The following is a 20627-nucleotide window of genomic DNA, read 5'->3' as shown; positions in this document are numbered from 1 at the left end:
CTAGGTGATCCCGGACCCCCTCGACGCCTCCCTCGCGCCGCTGATCGGGCCGCGCACCGCGAGCGCTGTCGAGAAGGCCTTCGGCTACCGCACGGTCGGTGAGCTGCTGGGCCACTACCCGCGCCGCTATGCACAGCGGGGGGAGCTGACGGCGCTCTCGCGGCTTCCCGTGGGAGAGAGTGTGACGATCATCGCGGAGGTGCGCGAGGTGCGCGAGCGCCCGATGCGCAACCGGCGGGGAACACTGCTCGAGGTCGTGATCTCCGACGGCTCGGGCACGCTGTCGCTGACCTTCTTCGGGCAGCCGTGGCGTGCGGCGAAGCTGCACCGCGGCGTGCGCGGGATCTTCGCGGGCACGGTCTCGATGTTTCGCGACACGCCCCAACTCACCCACCCCGACTACCGCTTGTTCGACGACGAGGAAGCGGCCGCGGCCGACTCGGGTGGCGAGCTGGCGAAGGACTGGGCCGAGCGACCCATCCCGATCTACCCCGCAACCAGCGCGCTCTCGAGCTGGCAGCTCCAGGCCGCGATCGGCCTGCTGCTGGACGGCCTGCGCGAGGTTCCCGATCCGATGCCGGAGCACGTGCGCGCAGGCCGCTCGCTGCTGGGTCTCGGCGAGGCGCTGGAGCTCATTCACCGGCCGCAGCGCGAGGGCGAGGAGGCGCAGGCCCGCGAGACGCTGCGCTTCCACGAGGCGTTCCTCCTGCAGCTGGCCCTGCTCGAGCGCCGCGCCGCAGCGCGCAGCACCCCCGCAACCGCCCGCGTTCCCGCTCCCGGCGGCCTCCTCGAGCGTTTCGACGCCGGCCTGCCGTTCGCCCTCACCGGGGATCAGACCGCGGTGGGGCGCGAGATCGCTGCCGATCTCGCGACCGAGAACCCGATGACCCGCCTCGTGCAGGGCGAGGTCGGCTCTGGGAAGACCCTCGTCGCGCTCCGGGCGATGCTCGCGACCGCCGAGAGCGGCGGGCAGGCCGCGCTGCTCGCTCCGACCGAGGTCCTCGCGGGTCAGCATCTGCGCTCGATCGCGAGCACGCTCGGCCCCGAGCTCTCGGCCGAGCTGGTACCGACCCTCCTCACCGGCGGGCTGGGCGCGGCCGAGCGCCGTGCTGCGCTGCTGCGGATCGTCTCGGGCTCGGCGAAGATCGTCGTCGGCACGCACGCGCTCCTCGGCGACGCGGTCACCTTCTACGATCTGGGTCTCGTCGTGATCGACGAGCAGCACCGCTTCGGCGTCGACCAGCGCGACGCCCTGCGCCGCAAGGGCGCGCGGCCGCCGCACGTGCTCGTGCTGACAGCCACGCCGATCCCGCGCACCGTCGCGATGACCGTCTTCGGCGACCTCGACACCTCGACCATCCGCGAGCTGCCTGCGGGGCGCCCCGGGATCACCAGCCATGTGGTGCCCCTCGCCGAGCATCGCGCGTGGATCGCGCGGGCCTGGGAGCGGGCCGAGGAGGAGATCCGCTCGGGTCACCAGGTCTACCTGGTCTGCCCAGCGATCGAGCCGGGCGAGCCCGCCGAGGGCGCTCCGCCGGCCGAGGCGGACGCCGCCGCGCCGCTCACGACGGTCGCGGCGACGCTCGAGGGCGTCCGCGCGCATCCGCTGCTCGGGAAGCGGCGATCGGCGGCGCTGCACGGGCGGATGACGACGGACGAGAAGGATGCCGTGATGCGCTCCTTCGCGGCGGGCGAGATCGACGTGCTGGTCTCGACGACGGTGATCGAGGTCGGCGTCGACGTGCCGAACGCCTCGATGATGGTCGTGCTCGACGCCGAGCGCTTCGGTGTCTCGCAGTTGCACCAGCTCCGCGGGCGGATCGGGCGCGGCGGAGTCGCGGGAGTGTGCCTGTTCGTCACGGCGGCGGAGGCGGGGACCATCGCGCGGGAGCGGGTCGAGGCGGTCGCCGCGACGCTCGACGGCTTCGCACTCGCCGAGGTCGACCTGGAGCTGCGCCGCGAGGGCGACGTGCTGGGCGACTCGCAGTCCGGCGGCCGTTCCTCGCTCCGCCTGCTCCGGGTGGTGCAGGACGCGGACGTCATCGTGGAGGCGCGGGCACTCGCCGAGCGCCTGATCGCGGAGGATCCGTCCCTCGCCGCGCACGACCGGCTCCGTGCCGCGCTGGAACGCCGGGTGCAGGACCGCGACAGGGAGTTCCTCGCCAAGAGCTAGGCGCCGCCTGCCCGCTACTCTGTCGGCATGGCCCGCATCGCCGTCGTCCCCGGCTCCTTCGACCCCGTAACGCTGGGGCACCTCGATGTCATCGAGCGGGCCGCCCGGCTGGTCGACGAGCTGCACGTGGTGGTCGTGCACAACCCCGGCAAGACGGCCCTGCTGCCGATCGTGCAGCGCGTCGCGCTGATCGAGCACTCGATCGCGGAGGCGGGAGTGCAGGGGCGCATCATCGTCGCCTCGTGGAGCATGGGCCTGCTCGTCGACTACTGCACCGATGTCGGCGCCAGCATCCTGGTGAAGGGCATCCGCTCCCAGGTCGACGTCGCCTACGAGACGCCGATGGCGATCGTGAATCGCAACCTCGCGCATGTCGAGACGGTGTTCCTCCTGCCGGATCCCGCGCACGCCCATGTGTCCAGCTCGCTGGTGCGGCAGGTCTCCTCCCTCGGCGGTGACGTGGCCCCCTACGTGCCGCCCGCGGTCGCCGCGTACCTCGCCACCGTCTAGGGTTCTGCCGCGCGCGGCGATCTCGCGGCCGTGGCGCCGCGCGCCCGTGGCAGCCGGGAGAATGGAGCAGTGAGCGAGACGCGCGTGCAGGCCTGGGCCCTCGACGGTATCCCGGAGGTGGCTCCCGGCGACGATCTGCTCGACTTGATCCTCGCGGCGATCGCGGCCGCCTCCCCCGAGGACCGGGCCGTGGACGGCGACATCCTCGTCGTCACGAGCAAAATCGTGTCGAAGGCGGAGGGGCGCGTCGTCGCCGCGACCGACCGCGAGGACGCGATCACGGCCGAGACCGTCCGCGTCGTCGCCACCCGCGCGTACGGATCCGGAGTCACCCGCATCGTCGAGAACCGGCTCGGGATCGTGCAGGCGGCGGCGGGAGTCGATGCCAGCAACGTCGCGGAGGGGACGGTCCTCCTGCTCCCCGTCGATCCTGATGCCTCGGCCCGGGCGCTCTGCGCGGGCCTACGAGAGCGGCTCGGTGTGCGGGTCGGCGTGCTGATCAGCGACACCCTGGGCCGCGCCTGGCGCGTCGGCCAGACCGACGCCGCGATCGGAGCCGCGGGCGTTCTCGTCGTCGACGACCTGCGCGGCGGTGTGGACGCCCTCGGCCGCGCCCTCGGCGTGACCATGCCCGCCGTGGCTGACGAGATCGCGGCGCTCGGAGATCTCGTGAAGGGCAAGTCGAGCGGTCGCCCGGTGGCCGTGGTGCGCGGGCTCGGCCGTCTCGTGACGGATGTCGAGAGCCCCGGCGCCCGCACGCTCACCCGCACCGGCCCCGATGACATGTTCCGCCTCGGCGCCGACGAGGCCTTCGCCGAGGGCTTCGCCGCCGCAGTCGCCGCGCATGAGGAGCGCGGGTGACCGGCTGGAGTGCTGTCGTCGTGTTCAAGGGCCGCGGCGGCTCGAAGACGCGCCTTGATGTGCCGGGGCGCGCGGCACTGGCCGAGGCGTTCCTCCTGGATACCCTCGCCGCCGTGGCCGCCGCGGAGCCGGTGGCGGCCCTGCTCCTGGTCACCTCGGACCCTGGCGCCGCCGAGCGTGCGCGCAACGAGCATCCGCAGCTGGTGGTGGTGCCCGACCCGGGAACCCTCGACGCCGCCGTCTCGACCGGCGCCGGAACAGCCCTGCGCCGGCGGCCGGACGCCCCGGTGATCGTGCTGACCGGCGACCTGCCCGCGCTGGTGCCGTCGGACCTCGCCCGAGCCCTCGCTCTGCCCGCCCTCCCCGCCGTCGTCCCCGATCGCGAGGGGAGCGGCACCACGGCGCTCCTGCTCGCGGCCGGGGCCCTCGTCGCTCCCGCTTTCGGCCCGGGCTCGCTCGCCCGCCACCGCGACGCGGGCTGCACGGTCCTCGCGCTGCCCGTCACCTCGACGCTGCGTCTCGACGTCGACACACTCGCCGACCTGGGTGACGCGGAGGAGACGGGCGTCGGGCCGCACACGGCGCGCGCGCTCGCGGCAGTGGCCTGAGGCGCGTCCGTCAGTCGGCCAGCAGCCCCGCCTCGAACACGGACGTCAGAGCGCTGTCGAGCGCGAGCGATGTGCCGTCGACCGAGCGGATCGGGATCGCCCGGCGCGTGCTCGACACCAGCCAGGCGGCGTCCGCCTCCGTGAGCGCCGACGCCGGCACCTCGCGCCGGGCCGACCGCAACCCCCGCCGCTCGCCGAGAGCGAGGATCCGCTCCACCGTCGTCCCCGCCAGGACGCCGCCCGACGACGGGGTCGACAGCTCTCCGCCACCGAGGAGCACAAGGCTCGACGTCGCACCCTCCAGCAGCAGGCCGTCGCTCGTGCGCCAGAGCACGTCGTCCGCGCCCCGCGAGGCCGCCTCTCGCAGCGCGGCCCGGGTGATCGCGCCGGACGTCGTCTTCACGCCACCCAGGAGCCACGGCGCGAGCGGTCCACTCGCGTAGCCACGGTCGAGCACGACGACCGCGGCGCCTCGCTCCCGGAGCGCACTCGAATCGGGAGTCGGTGCTGCGCGCACCGTGCACCGCGCATCGTCGCCCGAGCTGTAGGCGGCGATCATCCGGATCGTCAGGTCGTCGACCGGATCGTGCTCGGTGACCGCGAGAGCGATCGCTCGGGACCACAGCCCCGCCTCCGGAATCCTCAGCCCGATCGCGCGGGCGGAGTCGGCCAGTCGCTCCAGGTGCTCGGTCAGGGCGCGCGGGCGTCCGTCGAGGACCGCGAGGGTCTCGAACACGCCGTCACCGCGGAGATAGCCGGCCTCATCGACCAGCACGAGTGGTGCTGCCGGATCACGAAGGACGGGGACGTCGGTCTCGATCTCGACCAGGACAGGGATGCTCATCAACCCATCCTGCCCCCGGTGGGCCGTCAGCGGGAGGAGCGTCGAGCCGTCGCGTCGGAGAGAGTGCCCGCGGTGTGCACGCCGAGGAACTCCTGGTCGACGCTCACTCCTCGACCTCCGTCGTCGTTCTCGCCGAGGGCGTGGCGCCCGCAGGCGCGGTGGGCGTCGCGGGGGGAGTCTGGGTGGCCGGGTCCGCGTCGCCGCTCGTCGCCGGCGCCTCGGTGGCGGGCGCCGGCACCTGAGAGCCGTTGCTGATCAGCAGGGCGATGTCGGAGTAACGTGCGACGGCCGTCCCCGCGGCCGGGTCGGTGCCGGCCACCACCCCGGCGGGAAGCGACGAATCGATGCGCGCGCCCTGCTTGACATCGAAGCCGAGATCCTCCAGTGCCTCCGTGGCATCGGCGACTGAGCGGCCGGAGACGGTCGGGACCGCGATCTGGCGGCCGTTCAGCAGGGCGCTGCTGGGCTCCTGGAACTCGTCCCCGCCGTACTTCTGATCGGCCCGGGTCATCACCGAGTTCCAGATGTAGTGGCGGATGTTCGAGGCGTAGGGCCGCGTGCCGAGGTCCGAGTTCGGGAAGCGGACCTCGCGCATCGAGGTGTGGCCGTCGATGTTGCCCACCCAGACCACGGTCGCGACGCGGGAGCTCGCGCCGTCCATCCAGGTCGACTCCGCGTTGTCGGTGGTGCCGGTCTTGCCGATGTGCTCGATGCCGTCGTCCGGGTTGGACTGGGCGGCGGTGCCGCTGGTGACGACCCGCTGCAGCGCGTAGTTCGCGACGGCGGTCAGCTCGGGGCTGAGCGCCTGATTGCAGGTCGAGGTCGGCGGCTGCACAGCCGCGCCGGACGGGTCGGTGATCGAGTCGATGGCGATCGCGGAGCAGGCGGTGCCGTTGTTGGCCAGGCCGGCGAAGGCAGTGACCATCGACAGCGGGGAGATGTTGGAGTCGGAGCCCAGCACGGAGGAGGGGTTGTAGCCCAGCGCGCCCCCGTCGGCGGCCTTGACGCCGAAGGCGGCCGCGCGGTCGCGGATCGCGCAGAGGTCGAGCTGCTGCGCCATCGACACGTAGACGGTGTTGATCGACTGCATCGTTCCGGTCAGCACGCTGTAGCTGCCATTCTCGCTGTCGTCATTCTTGACCTGGTAGGAGGTGCCTAATTCACCACCCGGTGCGCAGCTGGCGGGGAAGCCCGAGAAGGTGCGCTCCCGGCCGTTCACCGTCTCGTTCAGAGTCCGACCACTGGCGATCCACTGCGCCAGCGTGAACACCTTGTATGTCGATCCGACCTGGAATCCCGCCGAGCCGCCGTAGGCGGTGTCGGTGTTGAAGTTCACCGCGGAGAAGTTCTGCCCGTTGTCCGACCCGGCCGCGTCGTAGTCCTTGTTCTGCACCATTGCCAGGATGCGACCGGTGCCGACCTCCATCGAGACCGTCGAGCTGCCGATGTTGGTGTCGAGCGTCGGGACCTTGGGGACCGCATTGTTCGTCGCGTTGGCTGCCGTGTCCTGCAGGTCGCGGTCGAGAGTCGTGTAGATCTTGTAGCCGCCGCGCTGGAAGTTCGCGAGGCGGGTGTCCGTGTCCTCGCCGAATGCCGGGTCGTTCTGGACGACGCGGGTGATGTAGTCGCAGAAGAAAGCAGCGTTGCCGGCCGTCTGGCAACCGGTGGGCGTCTGCGTGATCGCGGGGACGATCTCCTCGGCGACAGCCGCGTCGTGATCGGCCTGCGAGATCTTCCCCTCCTTCATCATTTGATCGAGGACGTAGTCGCGGCGGACCTTGTTGTCCGGGATGTTCTCTGGCCGGTCGATCCGCAGTCCGTTGGGATTGTTGACCGTGGCGATCAGGCTCGCCGCCTGGGCGAGGCTGAGGTCGGCCGCGCTGGTCGAGAAGTAGTACTCGGCCGCGGCCTGAATGCCGTAGACCTGGCCGCCGAATCCAGCGATATTGAGGTAGCCGAGCAGGATGTCGTCTTTGCTGTACTTCTTCTCCAGGTCGACGGCGAGCTTCATCTCTTTGAGTTTGCGGCTCGGAGTGGTCGCGGTCGCCTCGTCGTAAGCCGCCTCGGAGGCCGCCTCATCGGTTGAACTGAGCGCCTCGGCCTTTTGCACGAGGACGTTCTTGACGTACTGCTGCGTGATCGAGGATCCGCCCTGCAGGTCGTCGCCGACGAGGGTGCTGACCACGGCGCGGATCGTGCCCTGCAGGTCGACGCCGCCGTGGTGGTAGAAGCGCGGGTCCTCGGTCGAGATCGCGGCGTCTTTGACGGACTGGCTGACCTGGTCGAAGGCCACCGCCTCGCGGTTCTGCGCGTAGAAGGAGGCGAGTAGCTCGTCCGAGCCGTCGGTGCGCTTCGCGTAGATCTCGGTTTTCTGGGCGAGCTGGCCGAGTTCGAGGTACTCGGGCACCGTCTCGAACAAGCCGATCGGGTTGTTCTCAGCGAGCCCGGTGACAGCGAGGGCGGGGGTCACTCCGACCGTGATGAGCAGACCCCCGGCGAGGCTGGCTCCCACGATCCCGAGGACGCGGGCGAGCACGCCGCCGCGGGCGGTTTCTTGCGCAGACATGGGTACGAGAGTAGGCGACGCGACTGGATCCGTCGTGCGGCTGGGTTCTCTCGCGCCCGAATAAGGGGGTGAGCGCGACCGGCTGACGGTGGTCGCCGGTACGGTGAACGGGTGAGCAGAGCCCGAGTATGACCGCCTCCGCCGACCCGGCCGAGAGGAGCCGCCGCGCGGTACTCGTGGTGGCCGTCCTCGCATCGTTCGTCGCCTTCCTCGACGGCACCGTCGTCAACGTCGCGCTGCCGGCGATCACCCGCGAACTCGGCGGCGGGCTCGCGGTGCAGCAGTGGGTGGTTGACGGGTACCTGATCACGCTCGGCGCTCTGATCCTGGTGGCCGGCTCACTCGCCGACCGCATCGGTCGGGCCCGCAGCATGAGCATCGGCCTGATCGGCTTCGGCATCACCTCGCTGCTGTGCGCGCTCGCGCCCACCGCCGAAGTCCTGATCGTGGCGCGGATGCTGCAAGGCGCGGCCGGGGCCGTCCTCGTGCCCAGCTCGCTCGCCCTCATCATCGCGACCGTGCGCGGTGCGGCGCAGGCCCGCACCATTGGCGCCTGGACCGCGTGGACCGGGACGGCAACGATCTCCGGTCCTGTTCTCGGTGGTGTACTCGTCGATGCGGGCTCATGGCGCGCCGTCTTCGCGCTCAACCTGCTGCCGATCGCGGTGACGCTCGTGCTGCTGCGGCGGCTCGGCGCCGTCGAGTCCGGGAGCCGGGTGCCGATCGACGGCGTCGGCGCGGTCCTCGGCGTGCTCGGCCTCGGCGGCCCGGTGTTCGCGCTGATCGAGCAGCAGCGGCTCGGGATCCAGGATCCGCTCGTGCTCACCGCTCTGATCGGCGGAGTCGCCGCACTGGTCGCGTTCGTGGCGTGGGAGCGGCGCGCCGCGCATCCGATGCTGCCGCTCTCGCTCTTCTCGTCGCGGAACTTCACCGTTGGCAACGTCTCGACGGCGTTCGTCTACGGAGCACTCTCGTTCGGCTTCTTCGCGCTGGGGCTCTTCCTTCAGCAGACCCTGGGCTTCACGGCCACGCTCGCCGGTCTGGCGACGCTTCCGCCGACGATCCTGCTGCTCCTGCTCTCGCAAACGTCCGGGTCCCTGTCGGCGCGGTTCGGTCCGCGGCTGTTCATGGGTGTCGGTCCGCTGATCGCCGCCGCCGGGTTCCTCCTGCTCTCGGTGGTCGAGGCGGGAGCCGCTTACGCCACGCAGCTGCTCCCCGGCATCCTGCTGTTCGGGTTCGGCCTGGCGGTGACGGTCGCTCCGCTGACCTCGACGATCCTCGGCGCGGTCGATGACGGGCACAGCGGAGTCGGCTCCGCCGTCAACAACGCGGTCTCCCGCATCGCGGGTCTGGTCGCCATCGCCGCCACCTCGCTGGTCGTCGGTGACTCCCTCGACGTCGCGGGCTTCTCGCGCGCCGCCGTCGCGACGGCCGCGCTCCTCATCGTCGGCGGTGTGGTCTCCCTGGCCGGCATCCGCAATCCCGCCCCCAGCCCCCGCTGACCGCAGCCCTCTCCCGGTAACCCGCCGCTCACACCAGAACGAATGCCCCGCGAACCCGGTGGTCGAGTAGCGACGCAGCGGCGTGACGAGACTCAGCTCCGCATCCCACCCCCCCGTCCGGGTTGGTGCACCACTCGTCCGCGCGCCATCCGCCGGGGCGTCGAGGTCTGGAGGGTGAAATAGTTGTCGCTACATGGAATACTGGTCGACGTCGATGCGCTTGCATACATCGGACGGGGACGCTCTCCCCGCGACGACCGTCACTCTCGAGGAGAAACCATGACCGACGCCATCACCATCCCCGGCTACAAGGCCGGCACCTGGGTCATCGACCCCACCCACAGCGAGGTCGCGTTCAGCGTCCGCCACCTGATGATCAGCAAGGTCAAGGGCAAGTTCGAGCGCTTCACGGCCACGTTCACCACCGGCGAGAACCCGCTCGACTCCAAGGTCGAGGCCACCGCCGAGGTCGCCTCCGTCAACACCAACGAGCCCAACCGCGACGGTCACCTCCGCACCGGCGACTTCTTCGAGGCCGAGCAGTACCCCGAGATCCACTTCGTCTCGACCGCCGTCCGCCCCCACGGCGACGACTTCCTCGTCGACGGCGAGCTCACGATCAAGGGCACCACCAAGCCCGTCACCTTCGAGGTGGAGTTCGGTGGCTTCGGCACCGACCCCTACGGCAACTACAAGGCTGGGCTGACCGCGAAGGCCACCATCGACCGCACCGACTTCGGTCTCACCTACAACGCGGCCCTCGAGACCGGTGGCGTGCTCATCGGCGAGAAGGTCACGATCACCCTCGACCTCCAGGCCGCCCACCAGGCGTAGTCCGAGCCGATCGACCGGAGCCGTCCCTCCCTCCGGGGAGCGGGCGGCTGCGTCGTTCCCGGGCGCGCGGCGCCGATCAGAGAATGCCGAGCGCCGTCAGCTGCTCCGCGATGCCGGCACCGTCGGGCGCATAGACCCAGGTCGTGCCGCTGGTCTCGGAGCGGTCCTCGGCCTTGGAGCGCCCTCCCGCCAGCACCGCCTCGCCGGTCGAGAGCTGACGGATCGCGATCGCCGCGACCTTGTCCGGATGTTCGTGCGCGAAGTCGGAGTAGATCTCCTCATCGTGCTGCCCGTCGTCGCCGACGAGCAGCCAGCGCACGTCCGGGAACTCGGCGGCGAGTCGACGGAGATTCATCTCCTTGTGCTGCTTGCCGCTGCGGAACCAGCGGTCGTGGGTAGGACCCCAGTCGGTGAGCAGGAGTGCGCCGGCCGGATAGAGGTGTCGCGAGAGGAAGCGGGTGAGCGCCGGAGCGACGTTCCACGCGCCGGTGGAGAGGTAGATGACGGGGGAGCCCTCGTACTGACGAGCGAAGCGGTCGAGGAAGACCGCCATGCCGGGAGTGGGCATTCGCGCGTGCTCGTCGAGCACGAAGGTGTTCCAGGCGGCGACGAACGGACGGGGGAGCGCAGTGACCATGACCGTGTCGTCGACGTCCGAGACGACACCGAGCCGCGCCTGCGGATGCACGATGAAGACGGGCGCCTCGACCGGCTTCGAGCCCGCGGTCGAGAAGGTGATGCTGTGCCAGCCCGGCTCGAGCGTGATCGGCAGGTCGGCATCGACCACACCGCCGCGATCAGCGGTGACACGGTGGCTCTGCCCGTCGGCCTCGACCGTCACGACCGCTCCGCTGACGAAGACGCTGGTGAAACTCCGCCAGCCGCGGACGCCCTCAACGGGGCGCACTTCCTCCACTCCGGGGGGTGTCGGCCTCGTGTAAAGGACACGGGCGAGGACCCGCAGCTGCGTGGTGGTCCCGTAGCCGGTGTAGGGGATAACCCGAGGCAGGTAGCCCTTGCGCGTCACCCGCCCCATCCGGAGAGAGTGCAGTCGGTCCTCAAGGCGGGCGGCGCGGTGCAGGACCTCGGCCTTGCCTGCGCTCAGTGGCTTGCTCTCGGGCGTCAGCGGCATCCCACCAGTCTGTCAGAACCGGTGCCCGAGCGCGGATCGCGCTCTCACCCGTGAACGCGACCCGGCCCTGCCGCTCGGGCCTCTGCCTGCTCGGTCACGTTGCGGCTCACTCGATCAGTGCAGGTCCGCTCGCCGAGACCGAGCCCACCGCTGTGCCGACCGCGCGCAGCTCGAGATCCTCCGCCAGCTCGGCCGCACCCTCGGCGGCCGCTCGGAGCAGCTCGCCGTCGCCGGGGGAGGCGGGATCGAGCCAGTCCTCGATCAGCTCCGGTTGCAGCAGGACCGGCATCCGCTCGTGCACCTCGGCCAGCGGCCCGGCGGAGGGCCGGGTGAGGATCGTCGCCGACAGCAACCACGGCGCTCCCGGCTGCGCGGAGCGCCACCACTCATAAAGTCCGGCGAACAGCACGAGCGAGCCCTCGCCCGGTGAGATGTAGACAGGGGCTTTCGCGCCCTCGGGTCCCTCGCGCCATTCGTACCAACCGGAGGCGGGCACGATCGCGCGCCGGGCGCCGAAGGACTCGCGGAAGAGGGGCTTCTCGGCGACCGATTCGATGCGCGCGTTGATCAGCGGTGGCCCGGCCGATGGGTCGGCGGCGGAGCGGGGCACGAGACCCCATCGGGCACCGGCGAGCCTGCGCCGAGGTGGGCTGCCCTCCTCGACGCCCTTCATCGACTCGGCAACCACGGCGATCCGCTGGGTCGGCGCGATGTTCCATGACGGGTCGGGCAGGTCGGCCCCCGGCTCGTCGATGTCGAAGAGCGCCACGAGATCGGCGGCGGTCTGCGAGAGGACGAAGCGTCCACACATGGGAACTCCTGGATGATCCGGCCCGACGCGCCGTCGCAGCCCGTTGAGGGGCACGAAACGCGAGGGACTTTCGTTGAGACGACCCCGACCGGCGGTCGGTGTGCGTACGATTGTAGGAACTACGAATAAAGGAGCCCGCTGTGCCTCTTGGAAACCTCGTCGACCGGCCGTTCGGTGAATCGTCTCAGGTCCGTAATGAGCCGGTGCAGGTGCGCAGCGCCGCCCGGCTCGCCTCGCTTCTCGATGCGGCAGCCGCCGTCGTCGACGAGGTCGGTTTCGACCGCCTCACGACTGCGATGGTCGCCGAGCGGGCCGGAGCCGCGATCGGCACCGTCTACCGCTACTTCCCGGACCGGATCGCTGTGCTCCAGGCGCTGCGCGAGCGGGCGCTTGAACGCTTCCGCCGTCGGGTGATCACCGAGATCCGCGACACCGAGCCGGCCAACTGGTGGGGCGCGGTCGACTGCGCGATCGATGCCTTCTGCGAGATGCACCGCAGCGAGCCGGGCTTTCGGTCGATCCGCTTCGTCGACACGATTCACGCCCCCGAGGCTGCGGGCGAGGCATTCGAGGCCGGCTTCTTTGCTCGCCGCTTCGCCGAGATCCTCGCTTCCGAGTACGGCCTGCCGGGCGGTGCTCAGCTCTCCTTCCGCCTGGAGGTCACCATCGAGGTCGCGGACGCGCTGCTCACGCGCGCGTTCCTCATTGACCCCGCCGGCGACCAGCGCTTCATCGACGAGAGCCGATCGCTGCTGCGCCACTACATGACGTCGCATTACGGAGCCGTCGAGGACTCCTGACCCCGCGGGGTACTCGGCCCTCGCGTCGGCGACAGGCCGGGCTTTGTGATGCGGGGGTGCCTCCTGGCGTGACGGTGCTGCGTCATTCGCCCCTCGCCAGGGGGCCCCGAGGGGCGGAACTCTGCATCGATCGCGTCGTCCGCGCCTGCGCCTACCGCGCATCCGCAGCGGTGCACCCGGCCGTCGCCGAACGCTGCGCCCGCAGGAATGTCATGAAGCCCCACGACCTTCTGCAGGACGACGACGTCGAACGCGTCAGCAACCTGACGGCCGAGGTGACCTGAGCGAAGCGAGAGAGAGCGGGCGTCCACATCGTCACCCTGCGCTCGGCAGGGTCATGTCCATCGACGACAACGAAGACTCCCAGGCCGTCGCCGCGTCGGATCATCTGGAGGGCACCGACCGTGAGGCCGGGGGTGGTGACGGCGGCAATGCTCTGGTGGAACTGGATGTCGGCGTCGGTGAGGTGGTCGAGGAGCATGTCGGCAAGGTCTTCACGGGCGCAGAAACGGCCCTCGATCTCGTCTCGGGCTGTCTGGTCGACGCCTTAACGGGAGGCAGTGATCGTGTCCTCCACGACGCTCCGCATCCTCGCGTGCCCGCGGTCTCCAGAGAGGCGGCGATGCCAGGACAGCACGATGGCGACGTCGGGAAGGTGAATGGGCAGTACGAAGACGGCCGCGCGGCCGGTTGCGGCGGCGCGCTGGGCAACGGTTGCGGGAACGGCCACGACCGAGTCGCTCGCCTGAAGGATCTCACTCGCAGCGGCGGTCGAGGCGACGGATGCCACCACGGTGCGCGTCACACCGTGAGCCTCGAGGAGCTCGTCGACGCGGTCGCGGAGACGCCTCGCCTCGACACGGTGATGTGATGTGCCGCGGCCCATCGAGGGACGTCGAGGCGGTTGTCGAAGAGAGGATGACCGGGCCGGGCGAGTCCGACGAGCGCGTCCGTGCCGACCTGCTCATGAGCGATGTCGGAGGACCCCGGAACCGCGGAGCCGATCTCGAGGTCCACGAGCCCCCGCCGCAGGTCCGCAGTGTCGTCCGCAGACTCCGTGAGGAACCTCAGCGCGACACGGGGAGCGTCGGCCATGACGCGTCCGACGAGACCACGTGCTCCTCGGCCGCTTCTCGTCGGCGAACCGCGTCGATGACGGCCCGTCGCTCCTCGCTAGTAGCCGACTGCATGGAAGCCTCCGTCGACGTGGATGATCGACCCGGTTGTGGCGCGCAGCAGGTCGCTCAGAAGTGCGACTGTCGCGTCGGCAACCGGCGCGGGGTCAGTGTCGTCCCAGCGCAGGGGAGCGCGGTTCCAGACTTCTCCCACCTCATTGATGCCCTCAATTGCTCGCATCGTCATGGTCTGGACCGGTCCAGCGGCGATGAGGTTGGAGCGGATCCCACGTGGCCCCAGATGAAGCGCAAGGTAACGATTGGTGGCCTCGTAGGCAGCCTTCGCAGGACCTGCCCAGCCGTAGATCGGCCACGCCACACCGGCATCGAAGGTGCACCCGACAACGCTTGAACCTGAACCCATGAGGGGCAGCGCGGCACGGACGAGGCTCTGAAGTGAGTATGCCGAGACCTGGAAGGAATGAGAAACATCCGCCCACGGAGCCTCAAGGAAGTGCCCACCGACGACCGACCGGTAGCTACCCGAGATGAAGTGCACGACACCGTGCAGCTCATCCGTCTGCTCCCGGAGAGCGGCAGTCAAGGCCTCGGGGTGACCAGATTCTGTGGCGTCGAATTCAAGCACAGCAGCGGGCTGGGGGAGCCTCCTGGCGATGGTTGTGGCGGCGCGGAGCTGCTTCCCGTAAGCCGTGCACAGGACCCGACCGCCATGCTGCTGTATCGCAGCCGCCGTAGGGAAGGCCAGAGATTGGTCGGTCCACAGACCAGCAACAAGGAAGGTCCTACCTGCGAGAAGCGCGCTCACGAGACACGCTCGAAGGCGACGACGATGTATCGACCTCGCTCTAGATGTACGTCTGCCGAAACTACCCGAACCCGGTACATAGTTCCGTTCAGGGTGTAGCCGTGCGGGGAGCTGGGCACTTCGGAACGTGCGGTGGTGCGGAACATATCGAGGAGTTCATCCAGCACCGACCCAACGGCCAGGTCAGCGAGGAGAATCGCGTCCGCGGGTAAGCCTGTCCGTTCCCAATTAGGGGATCGCATGAAGATCGTGCCCTGGATCACGTCGATGGCCGCAAGCGCTTGCGTCGTAGCGAGTGCGAATGCTGCGGAAGCCAGGCCATCAAGTGCTGGAGCCGCACGGTCAACCGGCTGAATCTTCGGGGATTTCTCAACGGAGTGACTGAATCCCCGAAGCCATAGGGCGCCTGGATCGTCTGGATCAGGATACGCACGCGCATACATGCACATGGCGAACGTGTCCCCCGTGTCCTGCCGGATCGCATCGTAACCCAGGACTTGAAGCGTCTGAGGCGCGTCCTTAATGCCGCTGTCGATGGCCAGTTTGATGGTGGCTGCTGAGGACGGGGGGAGGAACTTGGCGAGCCACTCGGCTGATGGCCCGCGGGTCGTGTCGATCCCTGCCGGGTCCACGCCATAGATGCGGTAGAGGTCGTCATTCCAGCGGCTGGCATTTGGCCCACGGTTCTGCCCCGTCCGGCGGTCGACACGCCATTGCCAGGTACCGATTACCGGGGCATCTTCTGCCACAGTACCAACTGGGTAGTAGATACCGGTTGCGCCGAGAATAGTGGTTCTGTCGGGACTCCACACCAGCCGCACATCAACGGCGTACTTTCGGCCGGCATAGGTTTCGTTGACGAAACGATCGGCTTCCGCCGCAACAGCCTCGCGCATCGATGCGTAAAGCAGGCGTACGCCGCGTCGATCAAGCGTTCGTCTCAGGCTGACACCAGGGAACTCCTGGCCACCGAGCTCCCTGAGCGCGATTGCATCACCCAGGATGTCACAGACGACCCAACTGCTGAGGGCGTCCACCTCTGTCAGACCCGACACGTCTACCTACTCTCGCCAACCATTGGATTAAACCTGATGGTATCGTAGACGGCGGCGCGCAGTGCCGCATCATTGAGCGTCAGGCTGTCACCTACGGAGGTGCAGACGTGGTAACGCAGAAGAGTGCGGATAGCACGAGAGCCAAAGCGCCGTTCGGCTTCCGTGTGCGGGACCGAGCCTGTGGGCGAGTCGCGGATCGCGACAATCAAGCCGAAGGCGCGCTGTTCGCAGATGGAAGGTAAGACGTGAGGTACTTTGGGCATGCTGAACCGATTTCAAGGTGTGAGAAATGCGTCCAGCACACCCGCTATCCAGCGAACACGCTATCGAGTACTGTACACCCAGCGGAGGTTGATGTGAAGAAGCTGGCGGTAGTTTTTGGCGCCTCGCGTGGTATTGGAGCAGCGACGGCGCGATGCTATCTCGCCAACGGGTTCGAGGTCGTCGGCACGCATCGAGGTAGCGGCCCCCCAGAAGGAGTTCAGGGCGTCGAAGCCGATGTGCGGGACCAGGCGTCGGTGCGCACAGTTTTCCGTCACGCTCGCGCGATGAGCGTTGAGACCACGCTGGATACGGTCGTGGTCAACGCCGGAATCGTCCGACAGGACCTACTCGTGCGGATGCGAGATGAAGACCTTCGAGAGGTATTTGAGACGAACACCTTCGGCGCGTTCAACGTGGTCCGTGCAGCGGTGCGGGAGATGAACCGCCTCGGTGGCGGTTCGATCGTGCTGGTTGCTTCTGAATCAGCTCGCGCCGGCATCCCGGGCGGAAGCCACTACACGGCCTCGAAGGCAGCTCTCGAAGGGCTGGCGCGGTCCGCCATGTGGGAGTACGGGAGCGTTGGTATTCGGTTCAACGTTGTGTCACCTGGAGCAACTGAGACAGACATGTTCTCCCTGGTGAGCGAAGAGAACCGAGCAGCGCACGTCGCTCGTACACCGCTCGGCCGCATCGGTCGACCCGAGGAGATCGCTTCGGTCATCTACTGGGTCTCACAGTCCACCTACATGACTGGCGCGACGATCCCTGTGACAGGCGGGGAAGGGCTCGGACTTTAGGTGATCCGACGCATGAAGGCATCCAGGACCGCTTGGTAGCGATCGTGGTTGACGCGCCACATCACCGAGCGGCCCGGCCACATAGCGCGTGGCAAATTGGCTTCGACGATCCCCAAACCTTCTAGGAAGGTCAGCGTGCGATGGACCGTGTCGGCATTCAGACCCGTTGACTCCATGATCTGAGTCCGCAAGATCGGCTCCCCGGCGTCCCGAAGCATCAGCAACACCGCAAGACGAGCGGGGACCGCGAATGCTTGCCGTGCAGCCTCGGCGTCGTCGTCCCAGTCACGATCCTGGCTCGGAGCCGCGAATTTGGGCACGCGCACCCTCCGGATAGCACTTCCTGAATGAGGTCCAGACCTCACTCTACAGGGCGCTCCCGTTGTCTTCCCGCCAGACCTCGACAACCTGCGCATACGATGCAACTATGGTCGGTATCAGTCCGGTTAGTATCGGGCCGTTTCCGTAGGAGAGGGATTGTCATGTTTAGTTGTTGTGGTGCGAGTGTGGATGAGTCCGTGATCGCCGGTCCCCCACTCGCCAGCTCCAGCTCTCACGCGCCCCAGACGCCCCAGATACGGGCGCTCGTGCGGGCGTTGTCCGCCGCGGTCCTGGCCAACGTGATCGTCACGTTTGCACTCGCAACCGCTGGCTGCGCCGGGTGGATCGGTGGTGGCCCGGCCGCCCGTAAGCGCCGCGCCACCGCGGCCGCGGACACGACCAGCGACACCCAGCGGTAACCCTCCCGCTTTGCCGCGGCCGGAGGGCGTGCGGGCGGATGCCGTACCCGAGACGGCATCCACCCGCACGCCCCCGGACCCAGCACCTCTGAAAGAGGCCATGACGCACACACCCCGCACCCCTCGCGCCGCACCGTCCCGAGCACTCGCGGCATCCCGCGGCGGGTCCGTGTCGTCCATCGCGCAGCACGCCCGATCGACCCCGATCAAGGAGAGACCATGAGCGGCACCACATCCATCACCCCTACGGGCTCACCGGAGCTGAACGTTCTGCGGAGGAACACCGTGGCACCCGGCACCAATGGGGTGCGGCCGCGGCAACAGCGCGGGATCGAGACGCGCGAGCGGCTCCTCCGGGCGGCGACGGTGGTCATGGCGGAGGTCGGCCGGGACCGACTCACGATCTGCGAGGTCGTGAAGCGCGCGGGAGTGGCAGCCGGAACGTTCTACCGTTACTTCCCCGACCGAGCCGTCCTGATCGAGGCCGTCCTGGCTCGTGACCCGGTCCATCAAGCTCAGCTCGAGATCCTCAACGAAGCCGTGCTCACGGCAACGACCGTCGGCACCGAGGGGTGCTCGGCCGCGCTTACAGCAGCAGCGAGACGGCTCGTACAAGTAGTCGCCGACGAGGCCCCCGCTCTCGAACCGGCGCGACCGCGCGCAGCGGCTCCCTAGACCGGTCGTGGCGCCAACCCGCCCGCGGCGTCACCTCCGTGACAGCAGTGGATGCCTAGCCGCTCCCGGAACATCCCGCAACACGCGGCGCCTCGGGTTGGCAGGCGGCTCCGAATGGTGTTTGGCTGACCGCCTGGCCCCGTTCGGGGTCGACGGGTCGTGTAGCGGCCACACGCGCGGAGCGAGAGCGGGCACAGACGTGGGACAGGGACGAATCGGCGCGCACTCCGCCGGACGGCGGGCGGTTTCGTGATCGAGTTCCGTGGCGTCAGCAAGCAGTACCCGGACGGCACGCGAGCGGTCGACGACTTCTCGCTCGTGCTGGAGTCCCGGCAGACCACCGTCTTCGTCGGTTCGTCCGGCTGCGGTAAGACCACGATCCTGCGCATGATCAACCGGATGATCGAGCCCACCGGCGGCACGATCGAGATCGACGGCGAAAACATCTCTTCGCTCCCGGCCGTAGCACTGCGCCGCCGGATCGGCTACGTGATGCAGAACTCCGGACTCCTGCCGCATCGGAAGGTGATCGACAACATCGCGACCGTGCCGCGGTTGAATGGCGTTTCGAAGAAGCAGGCGCACGTCCACGCGCTGGAGCTGATGGACACGGTGGGCCTGGACCGCTCGCTCGCCACCCGCTACCCGAGCCAGCTCTCGGGCGGTCAGCAGCAACGCGTCGGAGTGGCGCGCGGCCTCGCCGTGGACCCGAACATCCTGCTCATGGACGAGCCGTTCGGAGCCGTCGACCCTCTGGTGCGCGCCGACCTGCAGCGCGAGACGCTGCGCCTCCAGGACGAGCTCGACAAGACGGTCGTCTTCGTCACCCACGACATCGACGAGGCGTTCCTGCTCGGCGACCAGGTCGTGATTCTGGAGAAGGGCGGCCGGATCGCGCAAAAGGGCTCACCGGCCGAGATCCTCGCGAATCCCGCGAGCGAGTTCGTGGCCGGCTTCGTGGGAGCCGACCGCGGCAAGCGCTCCCTCCACATTCTGGAGCGCGACGGCGTGCGCATCGTCGTGGATAGTGACGGGCGCCCCACGGGTGTGCTGCGCTCACAGGACGGCCCCGCCGCGTGACCTGGGTCGTCAACAATACGGACGCGATCGTCGCGAACCTGCTGGCGCATCTGGCTCTCTCGGTGCCGCCGATCCTGCTCAGCTTTCTCGTCTCGCTGCCGTTCGGCTGGTTCGCGAACCGTTACCGCTGGAGCCGCGGCACGCTGTTGACCGGGCTCGGTGTGCTCTATGCGATCCCCTCGCTGGCGATGTTCATTCTGTTGCCGGTTCTGCTGGGGATCCCGCTGCGCTCGACAGCGAATGTGATCACCGGCCTGACCCTTTACGGTGTCGCGCTGATGGTCCGCACGACCTCTGACGCTCTTGGCGCCGTCTCGGACGACGTCCGCCAGTCGGCGACCGCAATGGGCTACTCCGGTTGGGCGCGCTTCTGGCGGGTGGAGTTCCCGCTCGCCGGTCCCGTGCTGCTTTCGGGGCTGCGGGTGGTGACCGTGAGCACGGTCAGCCTGGTCACGGTCGGGGCGGTGCTCGGGATCCAAAGCCTCGGCCTGCTCTTCACCGACGGCTTCCAGCGCGGCATCACCGGCGAGATCGTCACCGGCATCGTGCTCACTATCGTGCTGGCGCTGGTGCTCGACGGGCTGCTGGTGGCGATCGGGCGCCTGCTGATGCCGTGGACGGCACTGGATCGCGCCCGCCGCGCACGTCGACCGGTCGCCATCGAAGGGGCGGTGACGACGTGAACCTCATCGCTGCGGCCTTCGCGTGGATCACCGATCCCGCGCACTGGAGCGGCGACTATCCGATCCCGACCCGCGTCGCCCAGCACATCGGCATCAGCCTGCTGGTGCTGGTGATCGCGGCGGCGATCGCGATCCCGATCGGCTACCTGATCGGGCACACCGGTCGCGGCAAGGGCATCGCGGTCCCGGTCGCCGGTGGTCTGCGCGCTCTGCCGACGCTCGGCGTGCTCGTCCTTGCGGCGATGAGCCTGGGTCTGGGTCTGGGTGCTCCGCTGATCGCGTTGGTCGTGCTCGCGATTCCGTCGGTGCTCGCCGGGGCCTACGCCGGACTCGAGGCGGTTGACCGTCGCACAATCGACGCGGCGCGCTCGCTGGGGATGACGGAGTGGCAGATCCTGACGAGGGTGGAGATCCCCCTGGGCCTGCCGCTGTTGCTCGGCGGGCTGCGCTCCGCGACGCTGCAGATCATCGCCACCGCCACCCTCGCCGACTACATCGGCGCCGGCGGACTCGGCCAGTACATCTTCCGCGGAGTGAAGTCGGGTGATTATCCGCAGATGCTCGCGGGCTCGATCCTGGTGATTGTCCTGACGCTGCTCAGCGAGATCGTCTTCGCCGTCCTCCAGCGTCTCGCCGTGCCGCGCGGAGTCGTGCTCGGTCTGGCCGGTTCCGCCGGCCGCACAGGTTCCCGCGCCTCGTCGCCCCGACGACGCGCGGTGGTGGGAATCCCCATCGAAGAAGGGAAATAGCA

21 protein-coding genes and 1 pseudogene are annotated in these 20627 nt (G+C 69.0%); 12 read left to right on the top strand and 10 right to left on the bottom strand.

The window, feature by feature from the left end; all coding sequences use genetic code 11:
* Positions 1–4: 4 nt before the first annotated feature.
* From A6122_RS08555 to cofC, 4 genes are all read left to right on the top strand, one after another.
* A complete protein-coding gene (locus A6122_RS08555) occupies positions 5–2173 on the top strand; it encodes an ATP-dependent DNA helicase RecG (protein ID WP_068253810.1) in 2169 nt (722 codons plus the stop codon).
* Between the two features lie 27 nt (positions 2174–2200).
* A complete protein-coding gene (gene coaD, locus A6122_RS08550) occupies positions 2201–2683 on the top strand; it encodes a pantetheine-phosphate adenylyltransferase (RefSeq protein WP_068253807.1) in 483 nt (160 codons plus the stop codon).
* A 69-nt stretch (positions 2684–2752) separates the two neighbouring features.
* Positions 2753–3544 carry a coenzyme F420-0:L-glutamate ligase gene (locus A6122_RS08545; RefSeq protein WP_068253804.1) on the top strand — a complete coding sequence of 264 codons (792 nt, stop codon included), beginning with the start codon at positions 2753–2755 and terminating at the stop codon, positions 3542–3544.
* Entirely contained in the window at positions 3541–4152 is a 612-nt protein-coding gene (gene cofC / locus A6122_RS08540; protein ID WP_068253801.1) for a 2-phospho-L-lactate guanylyltransferase, read from the top strand. The genes A6122_RS08545 and cofC overlap by 4 nt, the downstream gene beginning before the upstream one ends.
* 10 nt (positions 4153–4162) lie before the next feature.
* On the opposite strand, the gene A6122_RS08535 is transcribed toward cofC, so the two are convergent.
* Both A6122_RS08535 and A6122_RS08530 read right to left on the bottom strand, forming a co-directional pair.
* Positions 4163–4996: an aminotransferase class IV gene (locus A6122_RS08535; protein WP_068253798.1), complete on the bottom strand. Its 834-nt coding sequence runs from the start codon at positions 4994–4996 to the stop codon at positions 4163–4165.
* Between the two features lie 103 nt (positions 4997–5099).
* The gene (locus tag A6122_RS08530) at positions 5100–7562 is read right to left on the bottom strand and encodes a transglycosylase domain-containing protein (protein WP_068253795.1); all 2463 of its coding nucleotides are present in this window, start codon (positions 7560–7562) and stop codon (positions 5100–5102) included.
* Between the two features lie 128 nt (positions 7563–7690).
* On the opposite strand from A6122_RS08530, the gene A6122_RS08525 reads away from it, so the two are divergent.
* Both A6122_RS08525 and A6122_RS08520 read left to right on the top strand, forming a co-directional pair.
* Complete coding sequence (locus A6122_RS08525) at positions 7691–9064, top strand: MFS transporter (RefSeq protein ID WP_068253792.1); 1374 nt, start codon at positions 7691–7693, stop codon at positions 9062–9064.
* A gap of 279 nt (positions 9065–9343) precedes the next feature.
* The gene (locus A6122_RS08520) at positions 9344–9898 is read left to right on the top strand and encodes a YceI family protein (RefSeq protein ID WP_068253789.1); all 555 of its coding nucleotides are present in this window, start codon (positions 9344–9346) and stop codon (positions 9896–9898) included.
* A 76-nt stretch (positions 9899–9974) separates the two neighbouring features.
* On the opposite strand, the gene A6122_RS08515 is transcribed toward A6122_RS08520, so the two are convergent.
* Positions 9975–11030, bottom strand: coding sequence for an App1 family protein (locus tag A6122_RS08515; RefSeq protein ID WP_068253786.1), 1056 nt, complete (start codon positions 11028–11030; stop codon positions 9975–9977).
* A 106-nt stretch (positions 11031–11136) separates the two neighbouring features.
* Positions 11137–11841 carry an SOS response-associated peptidase gene (locus tag A6122_RS08510; protein ID WP_068253783.1) on the bottom strand — a complete coding sequence of 235 codons (705 nt, stop codon included), beginning with the start codon at positions 11839–11841 and terminating at the stop codon, positions 11137–11139.
* 140 nt (positions 11842–11981) lie between these two features.
* Here A6122_RS08510 and A6122_RS08505 point away from each other — a divergent pair, with 140 nt between their 5' ends.
* The gene (locus A6122_RS08505; RefSeq protein WP_068253779.1) at positions 11982–12641 is read left to right on the top strand and encodes a TetR/AcrR family transcriptional regulator; all 660 of its coding nucleotides are present in this window, start codon (positions 11982–11984) and stop codon (positions 12639–12641) included.
* Between the two features lie 151 nt (positions 12642–12792).
* Here A6122_RS08505 and A6122_RS17700 read toward each other — a convergent pair whose 3' ends face one another.
* The 5 genes and pseudogenes from A6122_RS17700 to A6122_RS16505 form a co-directional block, all read right to left on the bottom strand.
* A complete protein-coding gene (locus A6122_RS17700; protein ID WP_068253776.1) occupies positions 12793–13122 on the bottom strand; it encodes a hypothetical protein in 330 nt (109 codons plus the stop codon).
* 66 nt (positions 13123–13188) lie between these two features.
* Positions 13189–13527 carry a LysR substrate-binding domain-containing protein gene (locus A6122_RS17695; RefSeq protein ID WP_084415898.1) on the bottom strand — a complete coding sequence of 113 codons (339 nt, stop codon included), beginning with the start codon at positions 13525–13527 and terminating at the stop codon, positions 13189–13191.
* Positions 13443–13739, bottom strand: a pseudogene (locus tag A6122_RS17690) (LysR substrate-binding domain-containing protein); the annotation flags it as partial. The pseudogene A6122_RS17690 and the gene A6122_RS17695, both read right to left, overlap by 85 nt.
* A gap of 75 nt (positions 13740–13814) precedes the next feature.
* The gene (gene fabI, locus A6122_RS08485; protein WP_068253768.1) at positions 13815–14582 is read right to left on the bottom strand and encodes an enoyl-ACP reductase FabI; all 768 of its coding nucleotides are present in this window, start codon (positions 14580–14582) and stop codon (positions 13815–13817) included.
* The gene (locus tag A6122_RS16505) at positions 14579–15637 is read right to left on the bottom strand and encodes a hypothetical protein (RefSeq protein WP_146085085.1); all 1059 of its coding nucleotides are present in this window, start codon (positions 15635–15637) and stop codon (positions 14579–14581) included. Before A6122_RS16505 ends, fabI begins: the two co-directional genes overlap by 4 nt.
* 245 nt (positions 15638–15882) lie before the next feature.
* Between A6122_RS16505 and A6122_RS08475 the strand changes: the two genes are divergently transcribed.
* Positions 15883–16698, top strand: coding sequence for an SDR family NAD(P)-dependent oxidoreductase (locus A6122_RS08475; protein ID WP_084415897.1), 816 nt, complete (start codon positions 15883–15885; stop codon positions 16696–16698).
* Here A6122_RS08475 and A6122_RS08470 read toward each other — a convergent pair.
* Entirely contained in the window at positions 16695–17018 is a 324-nt protein-coding gene (locus A6122_RS08470) for a helix-turn-helix domain-containing protein (RefSeq protein ID WP_068253760.1), read from the bottom strand. The two genes, A6122_RS08475 and A6122_RS08470, sit on opposite strands and share 4 nt — an antisense overlap.
* Positions 17019–17657: 639 nt before the next feature.
* Between A6122_RS08470 and A6122_RS08460 the strand changes: the two genes are divergently transcribed.
* The 4 genes from A6122_RS08460 (at position 17658) to A6122_RS08445 (ending at position 20625) form a co-directional block, all read left to right on the top strand.
* Complete coding sequence (locus tag A6122_RS08460) at positions 17658–18113, top strand: TetR/AcrR family transcriptional regulator (protein WP_068253754.1); 456 nt, start codon at positions 17658–17660, stop codon at positions 18111–18113.
* Between the two features lie 249 nt (positions 18114–18362).
* A complete protein-coding gene (locus A6122_RS08455) occupies positions 18363–19193 on the top strand; it encodes an ABC transporter ATP-binding protein (protein ID WP_068253751.1) in 831 nt (276 codons plus the stop codon).
* Positions 19190–19876: an ABC transporter permease gene (locus A6122_RS08450; protein ID WP_068253748.1), complete on the top strand. Its 687-nt coding sequence runs from the start codon at positions 19190–19192 to the stop codon at positions 19874–19876. The genes A6122_RS08455 and A6122_RS08450 overlap by 4 nt, the downstream gene beginning before the upstream one ends.
* Positions 19873–20625 carry an ABC transporter permease gene (locus A6122_RS08445; RefSeq protein WP_068253745.1) on the top strand — a complete coding sequence of 251 codons (753 nt, stop codon included), beginning with the start codon at positions 19873–19875 and terminating at the stop codon, positions 20623–20625. Before A6122_RS08450 ends, A6122_RS08445 begins: the two co-directional genes overlap by 4 nt.
* Positions 20626–20627 lie beyond the last annotated feature (2 nt).

The organism is Rathayibacter tritici, assembly GCF_001641005.1.
In the GTDB taxonomy this organism is placed as follows: Bacteria; Actinomycetota; Actinomycetes; order Actinomycetales; family Microbacteriaceae; genus Rathayibacter; species Rathayibacter tritici.
This window is presented reverse-complemented; position numbering and strand designations above follow the sequence as displayed.